This is a genomic window from Bartonella japonica, from assembly GCF_040545385.1.
GTDB lineage: Bacteria > Pseudomonadota > Alphaproteobacteria > Rhizobiales > Rhizobiaceae > Bartonella > Bartonella japonica.
In genome coordinates, this window is the sequence record NZ_JBEPLT010000003.1 from 1 (window position 1) to 12,437 (window position 12,437).

Genomic DNA, 12,437 nt, shown 5'->3' on the forward strand with positions numbered 1-12,437 from the left:
TTTTATGGTTTGTTCATACATGGCAATCTTCTATAAAAAATGGTCAAATGAATTACGTATAAAAATGTGGATTCCTAAGTGGATTCATATAAAATTTTATCCAATAAATAATTGATATTATTATATTTTTATGCAATGCGCGGTGGAAAAGGAATTTAGCGCATTTTCAAAAGTTGGAGCGATCATATTTGAATAATTTTATGTACAAGTTCTAATATATAATAAAAATGACCATTCGTATAAAGATAAAATTATTTTATAAATATTTTTAATAGTAAATATTATAAAATATTTTAAGTAAATTTTTTTCTTATTTGTTATATATGGTTTAAATTTAAAAAATTTTATTAAAAATATCTATAAAGTGAATTTTATACTTAATTAATTATAAATTAAATTGATAAAAATGAATAAAATAAAAATATTATATTATTATTTCTATAGAATTTTCTTTATTTTCTATGCATACGAGGAAAATTTTCCCCCCTTATGTAAGCTGAAGAGTCATCTTAAATTTTTGGTAAAATGATCTGCTTAGTAAATTAGTAAAAGTAATAAGTGGGTAAGAGTAATGTGCTACGCGATAAAGTTATTGGTTTTTACAATCATATACATTGGTTGTATTATTATGATGGTAAGTTGTGTTGCTATTTACAGTAAGCTGAAAACGACCTGATTGTGGTTATTCATTGTGTTTGTATATTTGCTTTTAAAAGTCTTTAGGCTTCCAAATCCATTTCACGACGACGCTCGTGAATGGTAGAACGTAAAATCTGTTGAGTACTACTATTTTTACGTTTATGAAAGTATAAGTTGGCGACATCAGTATATTTACCAGTCTATAGTGTTGTGACAGCTCTTGCATTTAGATGGTTTATAAAAATTATTCTTAAATGATTTTTTTCTACGCCAATGCTATTTAGTGATGTACAAGCGAATAGTTTTGTTGATTTAATATAAATAGGCTCGAGATGAGGAAATTTCGCCTTATGCGGAATTTTCTTTAATTTATTGAATATGAAAATAATTCATGGTTATAAATCAATGTGTTATAATTCTATCTTGTACTCTTGTACTAGAGTTTTGGGTATTGGTATGAGTGAAAAAACAGATATTAAAACATAATGATATTTGAATGTGATTATAGAAAGATGAGATGACATTGCATCAACTGAATACAGAAGATCTTTTTGGGTACAAATATACTGTGCATCCTGACGTGGTATATCCATGTGATGCATTGCTAACAGACTTTTATCAGCTTTCTAGTTTAATGATATGAAGATGGTGCTGCAAAAAGATTGCAGCTTAAAACCACCCCTTCCTACCACCACGGGCTGCAATTTCAAAGCGCTGGTAGAAGTATTGTAACAGTTTCATTCAGCAAAAAGGTGATATTAAAGAATGAATAAATGTTCTATGATCGGATTTTTCGTCCTATCCATATAAGAATGCAAGCTCCAATCAAACCTGCAATAAGATAGCCAAGCCAACCAGCAAAACTCACGCCAAAAAAGCTAAAAATAAAGCTTGCTAATGCGGCTCCAATAATTCCTAAGATAATGTTTAAAAACACGCCTGTCTGGCTTTTCATAAGATATTGTGCAATCCAACCTGCAAGGCCACCAATAATAATAGCTGCAATCCAACCGATATTTGCGTCTTTCATTATGCTCTCCCTTAATCTAAGCTGTTAGTATCTAACTAGAGTAAGCTGTATGAAAATCAAGGATTATTTCTTTTTGTGGAGGAGATACGACTTGAGGAAATTTTGTTATAACTTTCACTTTGCTGATTTTTAAATAACGCGAATAGTATTTTCCATAAAAGCACAAATATACATAATCTCATTCTATGATAACAAAAAGTTCTGAAGTTAGCAATTATTTTACGCAAAAAGAAAAAAGTGTCTATGAAAGTACTTTGAGAGTATGAAAAAGCGTGTTTGTAAATACATCTTGCCAATTTTTAGAACGCGTTTTGAAGAAACGAAAGTGACTTGATTAAAATAAAGTGACCTGATTAAAATTGATTAAAATAAATGAGAAAAATAGATATTCAAAAAATTTGAAAAGAATACCACCCTTAAGATATCAATAATGTTGAAAATAGTGTTTTAAAATGTGTGCTTTTAATTTTTTGCACCATGTTGCATTGGTAAAATAGATGAAAATATTGATTGTAGTCATTGCAATCTCATGAATACTAGCATTCCTTAGGATACAATTTTTTCCTTGAGGTTGTGTTTTTTACTAGAGAAATTTGATTTGATTAGGATATTTGAAGTGTTAAAATCCAATGATTAGTATGATATGGAGATTGGGGATAAATTTGCCAAAAGTTAAGATTTAGCTGTTTATTATTCTTCAGGATTTCGCAAGCGAGAACTTTGGAGAAGTCCTTGTGCTTCTAAAATGGGATAAATCATTGAGGTTAAAAGGGAATTGATTTGTTTCAGATCGCGTACCGTGTCAAGATGAAGGCTGGATGATTCTATATTTTTAAGATTGCCGTCACGAAGGCGTTTAAAATGCTTTAAACTCATCTCTTTTTCTAAATTGCGAAGCTGGTCTTTTTTCTGCACAAGTAAATGCGCACTATGTGTGTCACGTGAGACAAGAACATTAAATGCAATATGTGCATTGGCTAGAACAATAGCGTGGAAACGGAGGAGGTCATTCCATCCTTCGCTGCTAAATTGTAAATTTTTTTGCTGTTTCTTTTTAACCAGCATAAGCATATTATGAATAATAATGTCTCCTGCTTGATCCAGTTTTATACAAGCTTCTAGAAGTTCTTGGGTTTGAAGAGCTTCTTCATCAGATAATTTTTGCCCAGATAATTGTGCGAGATAAAGTTTGATTGCAGTATGTTTTTTGTCCAATATAGTGTTCAGTTGGTTGAGTTCATGGATGATGTCTGGATCGGGTTTTTCATAAAGTCCCATAATTTTTTCTAGCATGATATCCACAAGGTCACAAATGTGAATGACCTCACGCATGACATTAGAAAGTGCTAGAGTCGGGCGTTCAAGAACACTATCATCAAGGGCTGTTTGATTAGATAAATTAAGTATTTTATCAGTTTGCGTTCTTTTTGTATTTATATCGACAATTTTAGTGGTCAGTTTTAAAACCCATTTTGAGAGTGGTATTCCAGCAAGGAGAATGAAAGCATTGAAAATAATATGGGTGTTGATCACTTGAGATGAGGTGTTATCGCCTAGCCATGTGATTGATGGTTGAAAGAACAAAAATAAGATAAGAACAAGGAGTGAACCTGCTCCGCGCATGAGTAAATTCCCTAATGGAACAAGGCGGGTATGAGGTGGGGCATTGCGCGTTAAAAGCGGTGCTATAAGGGAAGAACCAAAATTCACTCCAAGGACCATGATAACACATAGCTGAGCATGGATGAGATCATAGTTGGCGAAATTGACCAGCAAAATAATTCCTGCAATGGAGGAATGAAAAAGGTAGGTTAATGCGGCTGCCAACAAAAAAGTAGAAACGGGATCATTTGAGAGATAATTAATAATATTCGGTAAAATAGCGCTATCACGTAGAGGTTCTGTGGCGGTACTGATCATTTGTAAGGACAAAATCAAAAGACCAATACCAATAACAATACGTCCTACTTGACGCCAATCACGTTTTTCAGTTGTCATGAAGATACAAGTGCCAATTAAAAGACATAAGGGCACAATGATCGTAAGATCATAGGAAAGAACTTTAACAACTAATGCTGATCCTAATTCTCCTCCACGCACAGCCATGAGCCCCGCCAATCCAGAGACAAAACCAGATTCAACAAAAGAACCAACAAGGAGTGTTATTGCTGTAGAGCTTTGTAAAATCATTGCTGCAAAGAGTCCAAAACTGACAGCAAATAATGGTTTGGAAATGACATGGCGCATTTTGTATTTTAGTCTGTCGCCATAGGCACGTTCAACTCCTGTGCGTACCATGCGTGTTGCCCAGAGAAGTAAAGAAATAGCGCCTGCAAGATGAAGGAGTACCAATGAACCATTCATGATACTTTTTCTTTCCTTTTTGTTATAAAGATAGTTGATTAAAAAATTGATGCATTGAGGTTTATTATTTTACTTTGCTTTTTCTTCTAATATATGACGAAGATCATAGCCATTTGGATTTTGAAAAATCTTTAGTCCAAAACTGGGAAGAATGGAATAAAGGTGATCAAAAATATCAGATTGAATTTGTTCATATTCCCGCCAAATGATTGTGTTGGTAAAGCAATAAATTTCTAAGGGTAGACCATTTGGTGTGGGAGGTAATTGTCTTGCCATTAGGGTCATGTTTTGTGCGATATTGAGGTGCTTTTCTAGATAAGCAATAACGTAAGCGCGGAAAGTTCCAATATTGGTTAAACGGCGGGTATTGGCTAATACATCATGATTTTTATCTAATTGGGTGTTCCATTCATTGATTTCTGGTATTTTGTTTGTGAAATAATTTTCTAATAAATTAAACCGAGAAAGATATGTTTGTTCTTCTTCTGTATGAAAACGGATGCTTGATTGGTCAATATAGAGGGACCGTTTAATGCGCCGTCCGCCTGCTTCTTGCATTCCACGCCAATTTTTGAAAGGATCTGTTACGAGCTTACGTATAGGCACGGTTGTGATTGTTTTATCAAAATTTTGAACTTTAACGGTATGAAGAGCAATTTCAGTGACATCGCCATCTACATCAAGACTAGGAATTTGAATCCAATCGCCAACACGAACCATATCGGTGGATGAAATTTGAATGCCTGCAATAAGAGAAAGCAGCGTATCTTGGAAAATCAACATAAGGACAGCTGCCATTGCACCAAGACCGGATAAAAGAATAAGAGGTGAGCGGTCCATTAATGTGGCTACCATCAGAATGATAGCGACAGTAAAAAGCGCAATTTTAGCGATTTGAATATAACCTTTTATTGGTTTTAACCGTGCTGTTGGCCTTTGTTCATAAAGGATATTAACAACATTAAGAAAAGAAGAAATTGCAAGAACAACAACAAAAATAATGAAAGTGTTAGCAACATTGCCTATAATAGTGCCAAGTGCATCAGGAAGTGTTGGGATAAAATCAATACCAATTGAAAGAGTAAAGGCTGCAACAATATTGGCTATGTACTGAATGGTATGTTCAATATCAACGGTTGTAGCTTTAGGGAGAAAAGAAGAAAGCTTTTTTGCTCCGTGAAAGAGTAGGTTTTTTGCTAAAAAATTGACTAAAATCGCAATAATGATAAGAATAATAAGCCAAGCAATAGATTCTAGCAACGGATATTGAACAAGAAATTTGGTCACTTTTTCACTCTCCATTTCTGAAATATGTGCGGTTGAGTCTTTTCCATTCTCAACTGTGTAAAAGGAAGTCTTGGAATTATGCTCTAAAGTCGTTAAATATGCAAAAAAGAATTTTCAACTCTGTGAGAGATAATGCGTTTTCTGCCTGATTTCCTTGATGAGCTCCGCACCAGATTACCAATTTCAACTGTTATTGGTCAAAGAGTGGTTTTTGATACTAAAAAAAGCAAGCCTTCGCGAGGAGATTTTTGGTGCTGTTGCCCATTTCATGGTGAGAAAACTCCAAGCTTTCATTGTGATGATCGTAAAGGTCGTTATTATTGTTTTGGATGCGGTGTGAGCGGTGATATCTTCACGTTTCTTTGTGAGCTTGATGGATTACATTTTTCAGAAAGTGTAGAGCGTTTGGCTGATTTTGCAGGGGTAAAATTACCTGTTTTTGATTCCAAAAGTCATAAACAGCAAAGGGAAAAAGCTGATCTTTATGACGTCATGAAAATGGCTATGGATTTTTTCCAATATAGTTTACATAGTGAAGAAGGTGCACAGGCACGTCGTTATCTTGATACACGTGGTATAACACCAAAGCTTGCAGAGCGTTTTCGGATTGGTTTTGCTCCAATGAAGCGTACAGCTTTGAAAGAAGCGTTGAGTGCACGTGGTATCTCAATAAAACAAATGGAAGATTGTGGACTTCTCGTATCAGGTGAAGAGAATATGGTTTCTTATGATCGTTTTAGAAATCGTATTATGTTTCCCATTGAAGATTTACGCGGTCGTGTGGTGGCTTTTGGAGGTCGGGCTTTAGAGAAAAATACACGGGCAAAATATCTTAATAGCCCTGAAACAGTCCTGTTTCATAAAGGAAATATGCTTTATAATGCAGCAGCAGCCCGTAAAAATAGTCGTTTTGTTGGTGATGAAAAAGTTCATTCACTTCTTGTTGTTGAAGGTTATATGGATGTCATCGCGTTGACGAAATCTGGTTTTGAAGCTGTTGTATCGCCTTTGGGAACAGCATTAACGGAAGTGCAAATTGGGCTTTTATGGCAAATGGGGACTGATCCTATTTTGTGTTTTGATGGAGATGATGCTGGTTTAAAAGCTGCTTTTCGTGTTGCTGATCGCGTTCTTCCTCTTTTAAAGGCGGGGGTTTCTGTACGCTTTGTTTTACTGCCGCAAGGTAAAGATCCAGATGAAATTATTTCTGATGGTGGTGCACAGCTTTTTACTTCCTTTTTGCAAAAATCAATTCCATTGATTGAGCTTCTGTGGTGGCGTGCTACTTATGGAAAGAGTTTTGAAACTCCAGAAGCACGAGCGGCGCTAGAAAAACAAATAAAACAGCAAGTTTTTATGGTTAAGGATGAGGATGTTCGTCGCTATTATTTGCAGGATATCAAAAAACGGCTCTTTGATTTTTTTCATCTCTCTTTTTCGAAAAAAAAAGGAGAAAAGCAATATGATCAATTCTCCAAAAATAGAATATTTAAAAACCAATCTTTTTCCGTGTTGGCAAATACCAACATAGTGCGTCATTCTTCGCAATCGATTCCTCTGCGTGAGGCTATTATTTTACTGATTCTGGCTTACTATCCTGAATTATGGTATGAAAATTTTGAAGTTTTGGCTGAGTTGGAGCTACAAAACACTCAATTAATGCGCTTTCATCAATCCATGTTAGAAATTCTTGGAAGCCAGCAGCTCCAAGATAAAGAAACAATGGTTGCGTTTTTAGAAGAAAAAGGGCAAAAAACTTTATTAGAGCAGATGAAAAGTCTTGTGCAACATGTTGGTGTGCGTACCATATTTATTGGAGCATCCGTTGAAGATGCACGTACTATATTAAAACAAGCTATCTACTTGCATCTTCGAGAATACCACCTACATAAGAGATTACAGGATATTGAAGAGCAACTCGTAGAAAATCCTAATAGTGAGGTTTTTGGTCTGCTTCGTGAGGTAAAAAAGGAGTTGGAACATATGCAGGCGACAGAAGCGTTAATCGAAGGGTTTGGAAGTTTGCTTGATGAAAAAATAGAGGGAAATAAGTAAGATACAATAAAATGATTCGCTTTTTTGATGCGAATCAGTCACCTAAAGCTTAAAATGAGAAAATTTAGTTGAGCGGCGTTTTTATAAAAAATGACGAGTGAATTTTGGGAAAAGCGGGAAAGTGGTTTTTACTATAGGATGAAGAGATTATCTCAGAAAAGCTGAGAGGTGGTCGGGGAAACTTCTAGAGTTTTCCCGCGTTTTTGTGTGAATGAAGGACGTATGCAGAACGTATTTTTCTAATAGAAATCTCATCTAAGAGAAAGTATATATAGGAAATTGAAATTATTGGACGTGTAAGTAAGAAAAAACTGGTCACGTAGAAGCTGTGGAGTGATCAAGTGGAGTTATGGTATGGCAACAAAGGTTAAACAGAAAGATAATGTGGAAGTAACAAGCCAAGCAAGTTTGGATAGTCCTCTTCTTGATTTTTCTGATGATGCCATCAAGAAAATGATTAAACTTGCCAAAAAGAATGGTTACGTGACGATGGATGAACTGAATGCAGTCCTTCCTTCGAGCGAGGTTACGTCCGAACAAATTGAAGATATCTTAGCGATGTTCTCCGAGATGGGTATTAATGTTGTGGACGATGAAAATGAAGCCGATCCTGAAAATTACGAGGAAGAGGTTACAGTAGAAGGGGGAGATTTAGTAGAAGCTTCTAGCCATGCAATCGCGACAACAACAAATAAGCGTGAGGTAACGGATCGTACTGATGATCCGGTACGTATGTATTTGCGTGAAATGGGAGCTGTTGAGCTACTTTCACGGGAAGGTGAAATTGCCATTGCTAAGCGTATTGAAGCAGGGCGTGAGACAATGATTGGAGGACTTTGTGAGAGCCCCTTAACTTTTCAGGCTCTTATTATCTGGCGTGAAGAATTAAAAGAGCAGCGTGTTCTCCTTCGTGAAATTATCGATCTTGAAATGACTTATGCTGGTCCAGAAGCTAAGCAGGCCCCTGTTGTTGAGCGCAGTGAAGTTAATAAGGTAACAGAGGAAAAAATATCTTCTGGTATGCGCGACATCGACGGTATAGTGGGCGATGGAGGCATTGAGGATGATGATGAGGATGATGATGAAGTGAATTTGTCACTTGCTGCAATGGAAAATGAGCTTTGTCCTCAAGTTATGGAGACATTGGATTTCATTGCTCAGACCTATACAAAATTGCGAAAATTACAAGATCAGCACGTTGAGAGCAGTTTGGCAGAGCGTAAAGAGGGGGCTCTGTCGCCTTTGCAGAAGAAAAAGTATATTCAATTAAAGAGCGAATTGGTTCAAGCGGTGAAATCTCTTTCTTTAAACCAAAATCGTATTGAATCCTTGGTTGAGCAGCTTTATGACATCAATAAGAGATTGATTCATAATGAGGGTAAACTGAAGCGGATTGCAAATAATTACGGTGTTGGTCATGAGGATTTTTTAAGAGAGTACCAAGGTCGTGAATTGGATGCAGATTGGATTAATTATATTTCAACTTTGTCAGGAAATGGCTGGAAAGAATTTTCAAAACGAGAAGCTAAGGAAATTCAGAGTTTGCGCAGTGAAATACAGAATCTTGCACAAGAAACGGCTATTTCAATTGGCGAGTTCCGTCGGATTGTGACACAGGTGCAGAAAGGTGAGCGCGAATCAACGATTGCTAAAAAAGAAATGGTGGAAGCTAATTTGCGTCTTGTGATTTCAATTGCAAAAAAATATACCAATCGTGGATTACAATTTCTTGATCTTATCCAAGAAGGCAATATCGGTTTGATGAAGGCGGTGGATAAGTTTGAATATCGGCGCGGATACAAATTTTCTACTTATGCCACATGGTGGATTCGTCAGGCTATTACTCGCTCAATTGCTGATCAGGCACGTACTATTCGTATCCCTGTTCATATGATTGAAACAATTAATAAGATTGTTCGTACATCGCGTCAGATTCTCCATGAAATTGGACGTGAACCTACACCGGAAGAATTGTCTAGTAAACTTTCTATGCCTTTAGAAAAAGTACGGAAAGTTCTTAAAATTGCAAAAGAACCTATTTCACTGGAAACACCCGTTGGTGATGAAGATGATTCTCATTTGGGTGATTTTATTGAGGATAGAAACGCATTATTGCCGATTGATGCAGCCATTCAGGCTAATTTACGGGATACAACTACGCGTGTACTTGCATCATTAACACCACGTGAAGAACGAGTTTTGCGAATGCGTTTTGGTATAGGAATGAATACTGATCATACGTTGGAAGAGGTTGGTCAACAATTTTCTGTTACGAGAGAGCGTATTCGTCAGATTGAGGCAAAGGCGCTTCGCAAGTTGAAGCATCCTAGCCGTTCACGAAAATTGCGTAGTTTTCTTGATTCTTAATAAGATTGGTGGCTTCTTCGAAGAGGTATTCTTGCAGCGAATCTGGATGATATCGTATCATTTTAGATATGCTTTTTTGAGGTATGTATAGGGCAGGTGGCAAACAATCTATAGAAAATTTGCGGGGGCAAATATTTCTCTTGTCCTTGGTATCTGTGATGTTGGCTATAAAAATAACGGATGGGTAACGTAAAGTTATATGATCTTTTCTTAAAGAATTGGAATGAGGCCGAGCGCGTTATTCTGTGTGTAAGGAATACTCGGAAATATGATATCTTATCTTTTATTAAGATGTATTGACTTTATTAATGAGTAAGGTGTCTTTTATATTATGGAAGCATTCATATAAGCAATTTATATCAGTGTATGAGGATTAAAAGAATCTATGCGGATTATGGTGTCGTTTGAGATGGTAAAATATTGAAAACGATCTGTTGTAGTTATTTCTTATATTTGTTCGTAACAGATATTTTTAGGCATTATTTTTCTTCAGATGAGATGTTTTTTTATAAAGTATATTTTGAGCTGGTTTGGAAAAGGTTATTTTGAAGCATTTCATGCTTTGAGGAGATAAAAATCTGTGAAATTGTAAGGATTAAATTTTTTTTATTTTGCTTTTATAGATTTTTTATTAAGGCTACGGCAAAATTTATGAGTGAAAAACTGCCCTTTTGGAAAGTCAAAAAACTAGAAGAAATTTCTATTTCTGAGTGGGAAAGTCTTTGTGATGGTTGTGGGTTGTGCTGTTTACACAAAGTAGAAGATGATGATACTGGTGATGTCTATGCAACCAATGTTGCTTGTCGTCTTTTAGATAAAGAAACCTGTCAATGTCGTAACTATATTCATCGTAAATCAATTGTTCCAAATTGTATAGCGTTAGATGTTGCGACGGTTAAAACCGCTCGTTGGCTTCCTGAAAGTTGTTCTTATAGGCTCGTTAATGAGGGAAAAGATCTTCAATGGTGGCATCCACTGGTGTCTGGAGATTGTCAAACGGTACATCAAACAGAATTTTCTGCGCGTGAAAAGATAGAAATTTATGAAGATGAATTATCGTCTGAAGAAGCTTATCTCTACCATATCACTGGTCTTCTCTATGAAGGTCAGTGATATGGTTACCTCAGGCAATAATTGGATGATGTTATATGATTTAATCTATAGCAAATACTACGGTTACATTGACATTATAGCCTAATTCACCTCCTGAAAAATTTGTATCGGTATAGTCTGCATTTGCTGCTTTGCTCATGAGACGTGGCATATGATGATAATGATCATCATTTTCATTGATTTTAATAATTCTTCCTAATTTTAAATGAGCTGCTTCTGCTATAGTTTCTGCTTTTGCGATAGCTTCAGAAATGGCTTTTTTCCGTGCATCTTGATAAAATGGTTTTGTGTTTGCATTGGTAAAGGTAATACCATTAACTGAGTTAACACCGAGAGCCATGGCTTGATCAAATATTTTTCCAGCATTGGCGAGGTCGCGAATACGCACTGTTAAAGAATTTGAAACATGATAGAGTCTTTCGCTTTCTTTTTGTTCATGATTTTTATCTGAGTTAGATTGATAAATGGATAAGCCTGATGTTTGTAAATCATTTGCTTGGATACCATTTTTCTTAAAAGCATTTACAATGTCATTCATAGATTTATTATTGGCTGCTAATGCTTTTTGGGCAGTTTTATCATATGTAACAACGGCCAGATTGATAATTGCCATATCCGGTGCTGCTTGGCTTTCTCCAGTTGCAGTTACTGTAATCGTTGCATTTTTCATTTTGCTTTCTTCGGCATGTACGGCAAGCAATGTGGAAAGCAGTGTGAGCACTACCATAGCTGTTTTAATTCCGTAATGATTCAATGGTTGGGAAATTATTTTAATCATATCTATTCCTTTGTATTCGTGTATTTAATATTCTCATTTTTAGAAGTCCTTGTAAAGAAATTAGGGTACTAGAAAAAAAACCGATAAAAAGATGATTATAATTTAAGTAACCTCTTGTATCATAGGGCGTTTTAGTTTAGAGAAAAGCGATCTGTGGGGCCTGTAGCTCAATTGGTTAGAGCCAGCGGCTCATAACCGCTTGGTTGGGGGTTCGAGTCCCTCCGGGCCCACCATTAAATGAACTGTATAGAAAATTTTCTAAGTCTTATACATTTTGTATTTTTTATATTCTGCGTTTGTTTGTCATTTTCTTATTATGTCTGTTGTACGTCGTTTTCTGTCAGTCCTTTTTACTGTAGAAGGGTGTTATGATGTTTTTAGGACGGCAAAAATTTCCTTCATTTACGATATCATAGCATCTGCGTAAGCTTGATATTATAGCGATTTTTCTTAGTCTAATGCGCTGATTTAAATTCTGTTGCATTACATTCCTCATGAAGCAGGGAAGTTTTTTGAGGCGTTCATTTCTGTTTTAAAATGTATGGTATTATCTGTAATATCTTTTAGTTATTTCAATTCTGTCATTACGATGCGAGTGCATATACAAAATCATGCAAAATATACAGGCTTATGAGTCGCACAAGATCAATGATATAACATATCAACGATATCTTCTTTTGTTTAAGTCGGCATTTCTTTTGTAGAGAAACTTTTTATAGTTGTAGTTTTGAGGTATCTTATAAAATCTCTTGATCAATTTTTCGTTTAAATTTTTCAAAGAGCTTTGTGTAGCTGTAGGGGTTA

Annotated in this window: 7 protein-coding genes and 1 tRNA gene; 4 read left to right on the plus strand and 4 right to left on the minus strand. The window is 35.6% G+C overall.

Features of this window, described 5'->3' with window-relative positions; all coding sequences use genetic code 11:
* Positions 1-1,417: 1,417 nt before the first annotated feature.
* The 3 genes from ABID39_RS02260 to ABID39_RS02270 all read right to left on the minus strand — a co-directional run bounded on the left by ABID39_RS02260 (position 1,418) and on the right by ABID39_RS02270 (position 5,320).
* Positions 1,418-1,669 (minus strand): GlsB/YeaQ/YmgE family stress response membrane protein, encoded by a 252-nt coding sequence (locus ABID39_RS02260; protein ID WP_354185634.1) that lies wholly within the window; start codon positions 1,667-1,669, stop codon positions 1,418-1,420.
* Positions 1,670-2,359: 690 nt separating this feature from the next.
* Positions 2,360-4,033 carry a Na/Pi cotransporter family protein gene (locus ABID39_RS02265; protein WP_354185636.1) on the minus strand — a complete coding sequence of 558 codons (1,674 nt, stop codon included), beginning with the start codon at positions 4,031-4,033 and terminating at the stop codon, positions 2,360-2,362.
* 69 nt (positions 4,034-4,102) lie between these two features.
* Positions 4,103-5,320, minus strand: a complete 1,218-nt coding sequence (locus ABID39_RS02270; RefSeq protein WP_354185638.1) for a mechanosensitive ion channel family protein — start codon at positions 5,318-5,320, stop codon at positions 4,103-4,105.
* Between the two features lie 132 nt (positions 5,321-5,452).
* On the opposite strand from ABID39_RS02270, the gene dnaG reads away from it, so the two are divergent.
* The 3 genes from dnaG (at position 5,453) to ABID39_RS02285 (ending at position 10,855) form a co-directional block, all read left to right on the plus strand.
* Entirely contained in the window at positions 5,453-7,375 is a 1,923-nt protein-coding gene (dnaG, locus tag ABID39_RS02275; protein WP_354185640.1) for a DNA primase, read from the plus strand.
* Between the two features lie 354 nt (positions 7,376-7,729).
* Positions 7,730-9,742, plus strand: a complete 2,013-nt coding sequence (rpoD, locus tag ABID39_RS02280) for an RNA polymerase sigma factor RpoD (protein ID WP_354185642.1) — start codon at positions 7,730-7,732, stop codon at positions 9,740-9,742.
* A 651-nt stretch (positions 9,743-10,393) separates the two neighbouring features.
* Entirely contained in the window at positions 10,394-10,855 is a 462-nt protein-coding gene (locus tag ABID39_RS02285; RefSeq protein WP_354185644.1) for a YcgN family cysteine cluster protein, read from the plus strand.
* Positions 10,856-10,895: 40 nt separating this feature from the next.
* Here the strand turns inward: ABID39_RS02285 and ABID39_RS02290 are convergent, their stop codons facing one another.
* Positions 10,896-11,633 (minus strand): SIMPL domain-containing protein, encoded by a 738-nt coding sequence (locus ABID39_RS02290; protein WP_354185646.1) that lies wholly within the window; start codon positions 11,631-11,633, stop codon positions 10,896-10,898.
* 156 nt (positions 11,634-11,789) lie between these two features.
* Between ABID39_RS02290 and ABID39_RS02295 the strand changes: the two genes are divergently transcribed.
* Positions 11,790-11,866 (plus strand) — tRNA-Ile (locus tag ABID39_RS02295).
* The last annotated feature ends 571 nt before the right edge of the window (positions 11,867-12,437 follow it).